This is a genomic window from Pseudomonas sp. RC10-4-2 (assembly GCF_050433085.1).
Taxonomy (GTDB): domain Bacteria; phylum Pseudomonadota; class Gammaproteobacteria; order Pseudomonadales; family Pseudomonadaceae; genus Pseudomonas; species Pseudomonas aeruginosa.
Genome location: NZ_JBNPXX010000001.1, coordinates 106,226 through 120,644, shown reverse-complemented (window position 1 = coordinate 120,644; position 14,419 = coordinate 106,226). Strand labels below are relative to the sequence as shown.

Sequence of the window (14,419 nt, the reverse complement as noted above, 5' to 3'; positions counted from 1 at the left end):
CGATCAAGGAGCGCTCCCGGGGCGGTTTCTCATGCAGCCAACGACAAAGGACGCCAATCCTCATGCGCGATACCAGATTCCCCTGCCTGTGCGGCATCGCCGCTTCCACACTGCTGTTCGCCACCACCCCGGCCATTGCCGGCGAGGCCCCGGCGGATCGCCTGAAGGCACTGGTCGACGCCGCCGTACAACCGGTGATGAAGGCCAATGACATTCCGGGCCTGGCCGTAGCCATCAGCCTGAAAGGAGAACCGCATTACTTCAGCTATGGGCTGGCCTCGAAAGAGGACGGCCGCCGGGTGACGCCGGAGACCCTGTTCGAGATCGGCTCGGTGAGCAAGACCTTCACCGCCACCCTCGCCGGCTATGCCCTGGCCCAGGACAAGATGCGCCTCGACGACCGCGCCAGCCAGCACTGGCCGGCACTGCAGGGCAGCCGCTTCGACGGCATCAGCCTGCTCGACCTCGCGACCTATACCGCCGGCGGCTTGCCGCTGCAGTTCCCCGACTCGGTGCAGAAGGACCAGGCACAGATCCGCGACTACTACCGCCAGTGGCAGCCGACCTATGCGCCGGGCAGCCAGCGCCTCTATTCCAACCCGAGCATCGGCCTGTTCGGCTATCTCGCCGCGCGCAGCCTGGGCCAGCCGTTCGAACGACTCATGGAGCAGCAAGTGTTCCCGGCACTGGGCCTCGAACAGACCCACCTCGACGTGCCCGAGGCGGCGCTGGCGCAGTACGCCCAGGGCTACGGCAAGGACGACCGCCCGCTACGGGTCGGTCCCGGCCCGCTGGATGCCGAAGGCTACGGGGTGAAGACCAGCGCGGCCGACCTGCTGCGCTTCGTCGATGCCAACCTGCATCCGGAGCGCCTGGACAGGCCCTGGGCGCAGGCGCTCGATGCCACCCATCGCGGTTACTACAAGGTCGGCGACATGACCCAGGGCCTGGGCTGGGAAGCCTACGACTGGCCGATCTCCCTGAAGCGCCTGCAGGCCGGCAACTCGACGCCGATGGCGCTGCAACCGCACAGGATCGCCAGGCTGCCCGCGCCACAGGCGCTGGAGGGCCAGCGCCTGCTGAACAAGACCGGTTCCACCAACGGCTTCGGCGCCTACGTGGCGTTCGTCCCGGGCCGCGACCTGGGACTGGTGATCCTGGCCAACCGCAACTATCCCAATGCCGAGCGGGTGAAGATCGCCTACGCCATCCTCAGCGGCCTGGAGCAGCAGGGCAAGGTGCCGCTGAAGCGCTGAAGCGCGCTCGCGAGGGCGACGGAGCGTAGCGGCGCGGGACGCCGGTCCTGGCTATGATGGTGCCATGAGCGCTTCCCCGCCCCTCCGCCAGCCCTGCCCGCCCGGCGCCTGCGTCTGCGAACGCGAGCGCCTGGAGGCGCCCGGCGCGGACCGTCGCATCCTCCTCCTGACCCGCCAGGAAGAGCAGCGCCTGGCCGCTCGCCTGGAAGCCCTGCGCAGCCTGGAAGACCTGGAACACCTGCTGCGGCGCATGGAGGAACAACTGGGCATCCGCCTGCGGATCGCCCCGGCCTTCGGCGAGGTGCGCAGCATGCGCGGCATCCGCATGCGCTTCGAGGAGCAGCCGGGGCTCTGCCGCAAGACCCGCCAGGCGATTCCCGCCGCCATCCGCCGCGGCCTGGAGAAGCGCCCGGAAGTCGCCTACGCCCTGCTCAACGCCCATGACCTGCTGCGCGACGCCTGAAGGTACTGAACGACAGGAAGAGGATGTCGCTCAAGACCTGGGCGGGCTTCAGGAGTATCGGCGGATAACGCCCATGGCGTTATTCGCCCTACAGGCCGCAGCGGATGCAGGCGAGCCCCGGGTCCGCCTGAATCCTTGGCGGGACTGGCCACCGCGCCGGGGTTCAGCTCGCCGACTCCGCCTGCACGTCGCCGAACATCGCCTGCAGGCGGAGCAGGCAGGCATCGCACAGGGTGCGCAGTTCGTCGAGGCGGATGCCGGCGAGGATTTCCATGCCGCGCAGCGGATCGGCGCGGCGCAGGGCCTGCTCCAGCTCGCTGGCACGGCCGGCCAGGGCGCTGGCGCCAACGGTGGAAGCGCTGCCCTTGATGGTATGCAGGGTCGCGGCGCTGCCCTGGACATCGCCCTCGCCGAGCTGGCGTTCGAGCTGGGCGAAGAGGTCCTGCATGTCCGGAACGAAGCGCCGCAACACCTGGACGATCAGCTCCAGGCTGCCGCCGAAACGCCCGACGATATCGCCCCGCGCCTCGACCAGTTCGCCCGCGTCCGCTGCCGTTGCCGGCGCGCCCCTGGCGCCGCTCCTGCCGAGATGACCGAGCAGGCAAAGCACCAGGCGCTCCTTGTCGATCGGCTTCGCCACATGGTCGTTCATGCCCGCCGCCAGGCAGGCTTCGCGGTCGGCCAGCGAGGCGTTGGCGGTCATGGCCAGGATCGGCAGCCCGGCGAAGCGCCCGTCGGCGCGGATTCTCCGGGTCGCCTCGAGACCATCGATATCCGGCATCTGCATGTCCATCAGCACCGCGTCGAACGGCACGCTCGCCTCCAGCACCTGCTGAACGCCCGCCAGCCCGCCGTCGGCGAGGGCCACCCGGGCGCCCTCGCTGCTCAACAGCTCGGCGGCGACCTGGCGGTTCAGCGCGTTGTCCTCCACTACCAGCAGACGCACGCCCCGCAACCGCTGGGTGCGCTCCACCGGGCGCGGCGGCGGGTTGGCCGGGGCGCCCTGTTCGCCGTGCAACGCATGCAGCACCGAGTCGGCCAGTTGCTTGGGCGTGACCGGCTTGGTGAGAAAATCGACGAAGGGCGGCGCGCTGTGGTCGCGCGCATCGGCCAGCACCTCGCGGCCATAGGCGGTGATCATGATCACCATGGGCGGCGGCAGGTCGCCCTGCAACTGGCGGATCAGTTGCGCCGCGCTGAGGCCGTCGAGATCGGGCATGCGCCAATCCATCAGCACCACGTCGTAGCGACGGCCCTCGGCCATCGCCGCCTGGACCCGCGCCACCGCCTCGCTGCCGCTGCCGACGCAGTCGGCGCGCCAGCCGAGGGCGCCGACCGTGCGTTCGAGCAGCTCGCCGGCTACCAGGTTGTCGTCCGCCACCAGCAGCCGCAGCGGTTCTCCGGCCCCGGGGCAGGCCGCACGCAGCGGTTGGTCGTGGGCGACGTCGAGGTCCAGGTCGAACCAGAACCGGCTACCGCTGCCCGGCGCGCTCTCGACCCGCAATTCACCGCCCATCAGGTCGACCAGGCGTTTGCATATGAACAGGCCGAGGCCGGTGCCGCCGAAGCGTCGCGAGGTGGACGCCTCGGCCTGGGTGAAACCTTCGAAGATGCGCTGCTGCTGTTCCGCGCTGATGCCGATGCCGGTGTCCGCCACCAGCACCCGCAGGCGCACCAGGTGGGCGTCGTGCGCCAGCCGCCGCAAGCTCACCAGGACGTGCCCGCGGGCGGTGAACTTCAGTGCGTTGCCGGCCAGGTTGATGAGGATCTGCTGCAGGCGCAGGCGGTCGCCGACCACCGCGCTGGGCAGCTCGGGATCGATGTCGAAGATCACCTCGACGTCCTTGTCGCCCTGGTTGCCGGAGAGCACCACGGCCAGGTCCTGCATCAGCGGCTCCAGCTCGAAGGGAAGCATTTCCAGGACCAGTTTGCCGGCCTCGATCTTCGAGTAGTCGAGGATGTCGTTGAGCAGGCCGAGCAACGAGGTTGCCGCCGAGCTGGCCTTGTCCAGGTAGTCGCGCTGGCGTTCGTTGAGATCGGTCTGCCGGGCCAGTTGCAGCATGCCCAGCACGGCATTCATCGGCGTGCGGATCTCGTGGCTCATGTTCGCCAGGAACGACGACTTCGCCGCGCTGGCGGCGTCCGCCTGCTCCTTGGCCTCGCGCAGGCGCGCCTGCAGTTGCTGGTCGCTGGTGATATCGATATTGATCCCGGTGACCTGCAGCGGGTTGCCGTCGGCGTCGCGCTCGACCTGCGCGCCGGCCTGGATGAAGCGGATGCCGCCGTCGGGCAGCACCACGCGGAAGATCACATCGTAGTTGCCGCGCCCCTCCACCGCCGCGCGCAGGCTGGCCTCGGTGCGCTCGAGGTCTTCCGGATGCAGGCGGCTGCGCCAATGCTCGTAGACCAGGCCGCCGTCGCGCAACGCCAGCGGCTGGCCATACAGCTCGCACATGCGCTCGTTCCACTGCAGGCTGTCGTCGGCCAGGTTCCAGCGCCAGATGCCCAGGCGCGCCACGTCGGCGGCCATTTGCAACTGGTCGCGCGCCGCGGCCATCTCGCGCTCGGCGTTGCGCCATTCGGTGACATCGACGGCGATGCCCAGGTAGCCGTTGATCGCCCCAGCCTCGTCGCGCAGGACGGTAACCGAAAGCGTCACGCTGAGCGGCGAGCCGTCCTTGCGCAGATAGGTCCATTCGCGGGTCTCGGCGCCCTCCTGTTCGGCCCGCGCCACCAGCACGCGGAAACCCTCCTCGCCCAGCTCCTGGCCGCGGGCGAGCAACTCCCGCTCGCTGTGCAGCAGGGTCGGCGAGGCCTTGCCGACCACCTCGTCGGCGCGGTAGCCGAGCATCCGCTCGGCACCGAGATTGAAGCCGCTGATGATGCCATCGCGGTCGAGGGTGATGATCGACACCTCGGACGCCGCCTGCAGCACGCTGCCGAGCAGTACGTTCAACCGACGCAGTTCGGCGGTACGCTCGGCGATCTGGTGCTCCAGGCCGGTATTGAGTTCGCGGATGCGGGCCTCGGCGGCCTTCTTCGCGGAGATGTCGCGTACGGTCTTCGAGGCGCCGACCACGCCGCCGTCCGGACCGAGGATCGGCGAGACGGTCACCGCCACGTCGAGCAGGTGGCCATCCTGGTGCCGGCGCACGGTATCGAAGCTGACCACCTGTTCTTTACGGGCGATGCGGGCGAGGATGTCGAGTTCCTCGTTCTCCTTGGATGGCGGCACCAGCAGGTCCACCACCCGCCGCCCGACCGCCTGCTCCTCGCGGTAGCCGAACAACGCCTCGGCCCCGCGATTCCAGTCGCTGATGACGCCGTCGAGGCCGACGCCGATGATGCCGTCCGCCGAATTGCCGACGATCGCCGCCAGCCGCGCCTGGGTCGCCGCCTCCCGACGCCGGCGCAGGCGGCCGAGGGCGCTGGCGTTGACCAGCGCCGCCAGCAACAGGCTGACCAGGCTGCCGGCCAGGAACAGGATGCGCGGCGAAGGCTGGTGCAGGCGCTGGACGAACAGCGGCAGTGCGCTGAACGCCATCTGCCAGTGCCGACCGTAGATCTCCCGCCGCAGCATGTGGCCGAACAGGCGTTGAGCCGGCGCCGCGGCGCCGTTGACGAAGAAGGGCACGGCAGCGCCGTCGCCGGTGACGTCGCTGAGTTCGAGGTGGATCGCCGCGTTGTCGATGGGCAACCCGGCCAGCACCTCGCCGGTCAGCAGCGGCGCATAGCTCCAGCCGAAGCCTTCGAGTTCGCGCTGGGGCCCCGGCGGTGGAGTGATGCCGCTGCGGTAGATCGGCATCAGGATGAGGAACGATTGCTGGCGCAAGCCGCTGGCCTGGACCAGGGTGATCGGCCCCGTCAGGCGCACCTGCCCGGTCTCCAGGGCGGCGCGGGCGGCCTCCCGGCGATTGGCTTCCGAGGCGATGTCCAGGCCCAACGCCTGGCCGTTGCGCGCCACCGGCTCGATGTACTGGATGACGTAGCGCTCGCCATCGTGCGGAGTCAGTTGCTGGATGCGGAACTCCGGCTGGCCGTCGGCCCGCGCCTGGCGCAGGAACCCGGCCTCGTCGGCGGCCGCCACCCGGCGTATGAAGCCGAAGCCGCGGGCGCCGGGAAACTCGCGGTCGATGTCGCGGGTCAGGCTGTAGCGGCGGAACAGTTCGCGGTCGATGTGCGCCTCGCCCGCCGTCAGCAAGGCACCGCGCACCCCGCGCAAGCCATACTGGTAGAGTTCCACGCGGCGGGTCACCGCCTCGGCCAGCAGTTCCGCCTCGCGTTCCAGCGCCATCCGCGCCTGTTGCTCGTTGACCAGCGCCAGCCCCCAGGCGCCCAGCCCGGACAGCAGCAGTCCGAGCGCCAGTGTCGCGCCCGCCCAGCGGCTCAGCCTGAACTTGCTCTGTTGTACGTTCACCCGATATTCCGTCCCTGCGCCGGCCCGGCGCGGGGCAATCCCGCACTCCCTGCGCCTTTTCGTCCCAGAAGACTAGATCAAGCGGGCGGATTCCTCCGCCGAATCATCCGACCCCAGGTATGACCGCTCACAACGACGTGCTTTTCAGCGCCTCCGCGTAGCGCAGTGCGGCGAACAGGGCGAGCAGCAGGCCGGCCAGCGCCAGCACGGCGCCGACGTTGCCGATCGAGGCCAGGCCCATGCGTTCGCTGACCACGCTGCCGAGCAGCGCGCCGGCGCCGATGCCGACGTTGTACAGGCCGGAGAACAGCGCCATGGCCACGTCGGTGGCGTCCGAGGCGAGGCGCAGGACGCGGGACTGCTGGGCCAGGCCGAAGCACATGATCGACATGCCCCAGAGCAGGCTGAGCGCCATCAGCCAGGTCGGCTGCGCGGACAGCGGCAACAACAGCGCCAGGCTGCTGCCCAAGACGAGGATCGCGGCCAGCAGGAAGCCTCGCGGGAAAGCCTCGCTGTAGCGGCTGAAGAGGATCGAACCGAAGATCCCGGCGCCGCCGAACAACAGCAGCAGCAGGGTGGTCGCCTCGCCGCTCATCCGCGCCACCTGCTTGGCGAAGGGCTCGATGTAGCTGTAGGCGGTGAACTGGGCGCTGATCACCACCACGGTCAGCACGTACAGGCAAACCAGCGCCGGGCGTCGGAACAGCATCGGCAGGCTGCGCAGGGAACCGGAGTTCTGGCTTGGCAGCAGCGGCAGGGAGCGCGCCAGGTAGAGCAGGGTCAGCACCGAGAGTCCGGCGATGGCCATGAAGGTGGTACGCCAGCCTAGGGCCTCGCCGACCACCCGCCCCAGCGGGATGCCCAGGACCATCGCCAGGGTGGTGCCGGTGGCCAGCAGCCCTAGCGCCTTGGCCTGCTGTCCCGGCGGCGCCACGCGCACCGCCAGCGAAGCGGTGATGGCCCAGAACACCGCGTGGGCGAAGGCAATGCCGATCCGGCTGAGCATCAGCACCTGGAAGCTCCAGGCCAGCCCGGACAGCACGTGACTGGCGATGAACAGCAGGAATACCCCGACCAGCAGCTTGCGCCGCTCGATATTGCGGGTCAGCAGCATCATCGGCAACGAGGCCAGCGACACCACCCAGGCATAGATGGTCAACATCAGGCCGACCTGCGAGGTGGGCATCTCGAAGCTGTGGCCGATGTCGCTGAGCAGGCCGACCGGGACAAACTCCGTGGTGTTGAAGATGAAGGCGGCCAGGGCCAGGGCGATCACGCTCAGCCAGCTGCCGCTGCGGGTTTCGGAGGTGCTGTCCATGGGGCGTTCGGTTCCGGAGCAGGGGGCGGACGGGCAGGTCCCGCGACCCTCGCCACGCACGACGGAAAACGCCCCGGACGCAAGGGTCCGGGGCGGCGATGTGCGTTGGATGGTCGTTATAGGTATTGGAGGGAACTGCCGAATCCCGCGATTCTACGCCGGGACGCCGTGCGCTGCACGCCCGCCCGGCGCTCCGGCGACCTTCCCGGAGCGATGGGACGGCTCCGGCAGCATCAGGCAGGCCATCGTCTCGCCCCAGGGCGCGAGGCCCTGTTCGACGAAGCCGGCATCCCGATAAAGCTGGCGGGCCACGTCGTTGTCGACGGCGTAGGCGACCATCAGGCGATCGCTGCGCCGCCTCGTCCGGCGCACGCTGGCGATGATCCGTTGCAGGGCGGCGCGGCCATGCCCCTTGCCCTGGTAGCGGCGGTCGATCATCAGACGGTAGAGCCAGTAGTGGCCGTCGTCGGCGTCGGGGCCGTAGAGGGCGAAGCCGACCATGCGCCCGCCGTGGTGGATGCCGACCGCGCGGAACCCCGGCAGGAAGCGGCTCTGGGCCAGCGAATAGAGGTTGGAAGCGACGAAGTGCGCCTGGTGGCGGGCGACCTTCAGGTCAATGCAGGTTTCCCAATCGTCGCGGGTGATGGTTCTGAGTTCGATCATGGATGACAGGCTCTTGGAAAAAGGAGGAAAGAAAGTCGCTAGGTACGCTGCTGGACTGTTCATACGACATGCTTCGTTCCTCCCTTCGACTGGCCGAGCATCCGGCGGAAACGCAACGATATCAGGAGAAGAGTCGATTATCCCAGCCGATGCCGGATCTTTTCGTCCACGGCTAGTGGCAGGATTTCCCCGGTGCCAGGCCGGCGACAGATAAATTCGAGATTTTCCTTGTCAGATCAGTCAGGTTCTCGCTATTACATTTAACCAAGACCCTGGAGCCAAGCCCCAGCGCACGGTTGCCTCGTCGCCCCACTCCGACGGCTGATCGCCCTCTCCCCCGGCACGCAACCTGCCCGGCGCTCCCTTATCCGGATGCCGCGGCTCTTCTACGCCGCCGCATCCCCTGCATGGAATCGCACATGTCTCATCGCCCTGTGATCAACGCCTCGGTCAGTCCGAAAGGCACGCTGGAAACCCTCTCCCAACGCGAAGTGCAACAACTGAGCGAAACCGCCAACGGCAAGACCTACCAACTGTTCCGCCAGTGCGCCCTGGCGATCCTCAATACCGGCGCCCACAGCGACAACGCCAAGACCATCCTCGACGCCTACAAGGACTTCGAGGTGCGTATCCACCAGCAGGACCGCGGCGTGCGCCTGGAGCTGATCAACGCGCCGGCCGACGCCTTCGTCGATGGCGAGATGATCGCCAGTACTCGCGAGATGCTGTTCAGCGCCCTGCGCGACATCGTCTATACCCAGAGCGGGCTGGACAGCCAGCACGTCGACCTGGACAGTTCCCAGGGCCTCACCGACTACGTCTTCCAGCTGCTGCGCAACGCCCGTACGCTGCGCCCCGGCGTCGAGCCGAAGATCGTCGTCTGCTGGGGCGGTCATTCGATCAGCAGCGAGGAATACAAGTACACCAAGAAGGTCGGCCATGAGCTCGGCCTGCGCAGCCTGGACGTCTGCACCGGCTGCGGACCGGGGGTGATGAAGGGACCGATGAAGGGCGCCACCATCAGCCACGCCAAGCAGCGCATCGTCGGCGGTCGCTACCTGGGCCTGACCGAACCGGGAATCATCGCCGCCGAGGCGCCGAACCCGATCGTCAACGAACTGGTGATACTCCCGGACATCGAGAAGCGCCTGGAAGCCTTCGTCCGCGTCGGCCACGGGGTCATCATCTTCCCCGGCGGCGCCGGGACCGCGGAAGAGTTCCTCTACCTGCTGGGCATCCTCATGCACCCGGACAACCAGGACCTGCCCTTCCCGGTCATCCTCACCGGTCCCCGCAGCGCCGAAGCCTACCTGCAGCAGCTCCATGAATTCGTCGGGGCGACCCTCGGCCATGCGGCGCAGCGCCACTACCGGATCGTCATCGACGACCCGGCCGAGGTGGCCAAGCAGATGGCCCAGGGCCTGAAGGAAGTGAAGCAGTTCCGCCGCGAGCGCAACGACGCCTTCCACTTCAACTGGATGCTGAAGATCGATGAAAGCTTCCAGCGCCCGTTCGAGCCGACCCACGAGAACATGGCCAGCCTCCAGCTCAGCCGCAGCCTGCCGCCCCACGAGTTGGCGGCCAACCTGCGCCGCGCGTTTTCCGGAATCGTCGCCGGCAACGTCAAGGACAACGGCATCCGCATGATCGAGCAATACGGGCCCTACGAGATCCACGGCGACCCGGCGGTGATGCTGCCGCTGGACCGCCTGCTGCAGGCCTTCGTCAAGCAGCACCGGATGAAGCTGCCCGGCGGCGCGGCCTACGTCCCCTGCTACCGGGTGGTGCAGACCGAGGCGGCCTGAGCGCGCCCGCTCCGGCATCCCTGCGCCGCGCGCGGGGATGCCCATTTATTCCGAGCCGGGCGTACGGCTTCCTGCTACTCTTTTCCGTTCATGCCTCGAATCGCTGGCCCTGACCTCATGTCCCCATCTCCATCGCCAGCCCTCGCCGCACTCCGCGACGCCACCCGTGACCTGCACGCAGAACTGGACCGCCGTTCGCCGTTGGGCGACGACGATCTCGACGACCGCGCCTACCTCGACCATGCCGGACGCATCCTTGGCTGGCTCGAACCCCTGGAGCGCGCGCTGCGCGACAACCGCAGCGGCTGGCCGGCGGCGCTGCGGGCCGAAGCGCGGCTGGTCAAGAGCGCCTGGCTGGAAAGCGACCTGCTGGCCGGCGGCATGAGCCGCGCGCAGGTGGAGGCGCTACCGCGCTGCGCCGACCTGCCGAATGCGACACGGGCCGCGGAGGTCTTCGGGGTGGCCTACGTGATGGAAGGCGCGACGCTGGGCGGCGCGTATCTCTACAAACGACTAGCTCCACGCCTGCCCGGTCTGCCGCTACAGTGGTTGCGGGGCTACGGCCAGGCAACCGGGGTGCGCTGGCAGGAGTTTCTCGAACAGCTCGCCCGGCAGATCGACAGCCCCGAAGCCATCGGCCTTGCGCAGGATGCGGCACAGGCTACATTCCTTTCGTTTCGTCGATGGGTTCTCGACGAAGCCTGACTGCCTGGAGACCAGGCTGGACGATAGATGACGAGCATCACCCCGGTTACCCTGGCGAACTGCGAGGACGAACCCATCCACGTGCCTGGCGCGATCCAGCCGCACGGGGCGCTGATCGCCCTGCGCGCGGACGGCATGGTCCTCGCGGCAAGCGAGAACATCCAGGCGCTACTGGGTTTCGTCGCCTCGCCGGGTTCCTACCTGACGCAGGAGCAGGTGGGGCCGGAGGTCCTGCGCATGCTCGAAGAGGGACTGACCGGCAACGGCCCATGGTCGAACAGCGTCGAGACGCGGATCGGCGAACACCTGTTCGACGTGATCGGCCACAGCTACAAGGAAGTGTTCTACCTGGAGTTCGAGATCCGCACCGCGGACACGCTGTCGATCACCTCCTTCACCCTCAACGCCCAGCGCATCATCGCCCAGGTCCAGTTGCACAACGACACCGCCAGCCTGCTCAGCAACGTCACCGACGAACTGCGCCGGATGACCGGCTACGACCGGGTGATGGCCTACCGTTTCCGTCATGACGACTCCGGCGAGGTGGTCGCCGAGAGCCGTCGCGAAGACCTCGAAAGCTACCTGGGGCAACGCTACCCGGCCTCGGACATCCCGGCCCAGGCGCGTCGCCTGTACATCCAGAACCCGATCAGGCTGATCGCCGACGTGGCCTATACGCCGATGCGCGTGTTTCCCGCGCTGAACCCGGAGACCAACGAATCGTTCGATCTCAGCTACAGCGTGCTGCGCAGCGTTTCGCCGATCCACTGCGAATACCTGACCAACATGGGCGTGCGCGCCTCGATGAGCATCTCCATCGTGGTCGGCGGCAAGCTCTGGGGACTGTTCTCCTGCCATCACATGTCGCCCAAACTGATTCCCTACCCGGTGCGCATGTCGTTCCAGATCTTCTCCCAGGTCTGCAGCGCCATCGTCGAGCGCCTGGAGCAGGGGCGTATCGCCGAACTGCTGCGCGTGTCCACCGAGCGCAGGCTGGCCCTGGCTCGCCGCGCGCGGGACGCCGACGACCTGTTCGGCGCACTGGCCCACCCGGACGATGGCATCGCCGCACTGATTCCCTGCGACGGCGCCCTGGTCATGCTCGGCGGCCGCACCCTGAGCATCCGCGGCGACTTCGAGCGCCAGGCCGGGAATGTCCTGCAACGCCTGCAGCGCGACCCGGAACGGGACATCTACCACACCGACAACTGGCCGCAGCCCAGCGAGGACTCTCCGGACGGCGGCGACTGCTGCGGTGTGCTGGCGATCCGTTTCCACCGCCAGGAATCGGGCTGGATCTTCTGGTTCCGCCACGAGGAAGTGCACCGCATCCGCTGGGGCGGCAAGCCGGAAAAGCTGTTGACCATCGGCCCCTCCGGCCCGCGGCTGACCCCGCGCGGCTCGTTCGAGGCCTGGGAGGAAGTGGTCCGCGGCCACTCCACGCCCTGGAGCGAAACCGACCTGGCGATCGCCGAAAAGCTGCGCCTGGACCTGATGGAACTGTGCCTCAACCATGCGGCCGAGGTCGACCGCATGCGCCAGCGCCTGATCGCGGTGCTCGGCCACGACCTGCGCAACCCGTTGCAGTCGATCTCCATGGCGGCGGCCCTGCTGTCCTCCAGCGACACCCGCACCACCGAACTGCGCCAACACATTTCCGCGTCCAGCAGCCGCATGGAACGGCTGGTCAGCCAGATCCTCGACATGAGCCGCCTGCAATCGGGCATCGGCCTCACCGTGAACCCGGTCGACACCGACGTCTCGCAACTGGTGCGGCAGATCGTCTGCGAAACCGACGTCGCCTATCCCGGCCTGGTGATCGAGATCGCCATCGACCCGCAGGTTCGTGCCGTGGTCGACCCGGACCGCTACGCCCAGGTCGCCGCCAACCTGCTGAGCAACGCCCGTCATCACGGCCTGCCCGGCCGGCCGGTGCTGGTCACCCTGACCCGCCAGGGCGACGAGGTGTGCCTGAGCGTGCTCAACGAAACCAGCGGCCTCTCCGAAGCGCAACTGGCCAACCTGTTCGAACCGTTCAAGCGCGAGTCGGCGGACAACCAGCGCAACCGCAACGGCCTCGGTATCGGCCTGTACATCTCCCAGGCCATCGCCCAGGCCCACCAGGGGCGTATCGACGTGGACTGCCGCGACGACGTCATCACCTTCTGCCTGCGCCTGCCGGTGCGCCAGGCGGAGACCGGCTCCTCGTCCTGACGACGAGGACCGTGCACAATGCAACGCTTGCAGGTATCTTCGGCAGCCATCGCCGTCTGACAGGATCGCCCCGTTCCATGCCCCGCCTCCGCCTCCGGACCGTCCTCGCCTGCCTCGCCGTGTTCTGCGCGGCTCCCGCACTGGCCAGGGTCGAAGTGCATTCGCTGCAACACAAGAGCATGGGGCGGGTGCTGACGGTCCGCGTCTCGGAGGAGATCGCGCCGGGCGACTACGAGACGCTGCTCAAGGGTTTGCGCAACAATCCGGGAACCTACTCGCGCAAGCTGCTCCTGCTGAACAGCATCGGCGGCAGCGTGCCGGAGGCGATCCGCATGGGCCGCCTGCTGCGCGAATCCGGCTTCGACGCGCTGGTGCCGTCGAGCAGCGTCTGCCAGGGCACCTGCGTCTACCTGCTGGCGGCCGGCAAGCGCAAGACCGTACGCGGCTACGTCGGCCTGCACCGTCCCTACTACGCCCACGGCGACTCGCTGCACTCGCGCTCGGCCAACGGCATGCGCTACGACTCCGCCGCCTACTTCCGCGAAATGGATATCCCCAGCACCTTGGTACAGGCCATGCAAAGCACCGATCCCAAACGGATGCGCGTGCTTTCGGCGAAGGAACTGGCGCAGTACCGGCTGAACTGAACCGGCGACTCCGCGGAACGAGCGAGGGCGCGCGGTGGCGTTGGCGATAGTGGCCGATGCCGTTGTACCTCGTTTTCGTGCAACGGCAGGCCGAATCCAGTCCGGATCCGAACCGGCCCTACTCTAGAAGAACTCGTCCAATAGCCTGAAGTACGCCAGCCGTTCGCCGTCGATATCGCCGCCGTATTCGACGAGGAAGGCCGCGGCCCAGGCCGCGCCGAGTTCGGCCTCGATGTCCCGCGCGGCCAGGGCCAGGTCCTGGTGCCGGTCGGCGACGCCGAGCCGCCCGCAATCGATGAAGCCGCTGAAGCGCCGCCCCTCCGCCAGCAGATTTGGCAGGCAGGCGTCGCCATGGGCGACCACCAGGTCTTCGACCGCCGGACGCCGGTCGAGCAGCAGGCGGTACAGCTCCGTGGCGCTGCGACCGCGATGGTCGTCGTCGAAGTCCGCCTCGTCCACCAGCCCGGCCTCGACCCGCTGGCGCACGGTGTCCAGACGCCGTTCCAGGCGATGGTCGAAGGGACAGGCGGCCGGATCGAGATCGTGCAGCCGGCGCAGGGCGGCGGCCACCAGGCGCACCAGGCGCTCGGGCTCCAGCTCGCCGCGCTGCGCCAGCGCGGACAGCGTGTCCCCCGGCACTGCGCTCATCAGCAGCCATTGCCGGCCGTCGCTCTGGGTTTCGTTCAGCACCTGCGGGCAATCGATGCCGGCACCGTGCAGCCAGCGCAGGCGGGCGATTTCGGCGGGCAGCTCGGCATGTGCGGACAGCACTTCCTGCTTGACGAACAGGGTCGGCCGCCGCGCAGCCTCCAGGCGGTGGACCGTGGCCGCGGAACATCCTTCGCCCTGCCCTCGCCAGCGGTAGCCGGCAAGGTAGTCGGCCCAGGTTGAGGGAGCCTGCGGCGGCATGGAGGTGGCTGCATCATGCATG

General features: G+C 68.3%; 10 protein-coding genes. 6 read left to right on the top strand and 4 right to left on the bottom strand.

Annotated elements, in window-relative coordinates:
• Positions 1-62 precede the first annotated feature (62 nt).
• Positions 63-1,256, top strand: coding sequence for an extended-spectrum class C beta-lactamase PDC-3 (locus tag FHW81_RS00515; RefSeq protein ID WP_003121934.1), 1,194 nt, complete (start codon positions 63-65; stop codon positions 1,254-1,256).
• 64 nt (positions 1,257-1,320) lie between these two features.
• On the top strand, positions 1,321-1,719 hold the full coding sequence (locus tag FHW81_RS00510; protein WP_003093424.1) for a hypothetical protein: 399 nt from the start codon (positions 1,321-1,323) through the stop codon (positions 1,717-1,719).
• A 163-nt stretch (positions 1,720-1,882) separates the two neighbouring features.
• Here FHW81_RS00510 and FHW81_RS00505 read toward each other — a convergent pair whose 3' ends face one another.
• The 3 genes from FHW81_RS00505 to FHW81_RS00495 all read right to left on the bottom strand — a co-directional run bounded on the left by FHW81_RS00505 (position 1,883) and on the right by FHW81_RS00495 (position 8,117).
• The gene (locus FHW81_RS00505) at positions 1,883-6,136 is read right to left on the bottom strand and encodes a PAS domain-containing hybrid sensor histidine kinase/response regulator (RefSeq protein WP_003101286.1); all 4,254 of its coding nucleotides are present in this window, start codon (positions 6,134-6,136) and stop codon (positions 1,883-1,885) included.
• A gap of 127 nt (positions 6,137-6,263) precedes the next feature.
• The gene (locus tag FHW81_RS00500) at positions 6,264-7,454 is read right to left on the bottom strand and encodes a sugar transporter (protein WP_003119093.1); all 1,191 of its coding nucleotides are present in this window, start codon (positions 7,452-7,454) and stop codon (positions 6,264-6,266) included.
• Positions 7,455-7,607: 153 nt separating this feature from the next.
• Positions 7,608-8,117, bottom strand: coding sequence for a GNAT family N-acetyltransferase (locus FHW81_RS00495; RefSeq protein ID WP_003101282.1), 510 nt, complete (start codon positions 8,115-8,117; stop codon positions 7,608-7,610).
• Between the two features lie 419 nt (positions 8,118-8,536).
• Between FHW81_RS00495 and ppnN the strand changes: the two genes are divergently transcribed.
• The 4 genes from ppnN to FHW81_RS00475 all read left to right on the top strand — a co-directional run bounded on the left by ppnN (position 8,537) and on the right by FHW81_RS00475 (position 13,488).
• The gene (gene ppnN, locus FHW81_RS00490) at positions 8,537-9,922 is read left to right on the top strand and encodes a nucleotide 5'-monophosphate nucleosidase PpnN (protein WP_003121931.1); all 1,386 of its coding nucleotides are present in this window, start codon (positions 8,537-8,539) and stop codon (positions 9,920-9,922) included.
• A gap of 117 nt (positions 9,923-10,039) precedes the next feature.
• Positions 10,040-10,627, top strand: a complete 588-nt coding sequence (locus tag FHW81_RS00485; RefSeq protein WP_016263088.1) for a biliverdin-producing heme oxygenase — start codon at positions 10,040-10,042, stop codon at positions 10,625-10,627.
• A 27-nt stretch (positions 10,628-10,654) separates the two neighbouring features.
• Entirely contained in the window at positions 10,655-12,841 is a 2,187-nt protein-coding gene (gene bphP / locus FHW81_RS00480) for a bacteriophytochrome BphP (protein ID WP_003454244.1), read from the top strand.
• 77 nt (positions 12,842-12,918) lie between these two features.
• The gene (locus tag FHW81_RS00475; protein WP_003101275.1) at positions 12,919-13,488 is read left to right on the top strand and encodes a hypothetical protein; all 570 of its coding nucleotides are present in this window, start codon (positions 12,919-12,921) and stop codon (positions 13,486-13,488) included.
• A gap of 123 nt (positions 13,489-13,611) precedes the next feature.
• Here FHW81_RS00475 and FHW81_RS00470 read toward each other — a convergent pair whose 3' ends face one another.
• Positions 13,612-14,418: an APH(3')-II family aminoglycoside O-phosphotransferase gene (locus tag FHW81_RS00470; protein WP_033998715.1), complete on the bottom strand. Its 807-nt coding sequence runs from the start codon at positions 14,416-14,418 to the stop codon at positions 13,612-13,614.
• Position 14,419: the final 1 nt, after the last annotated feature.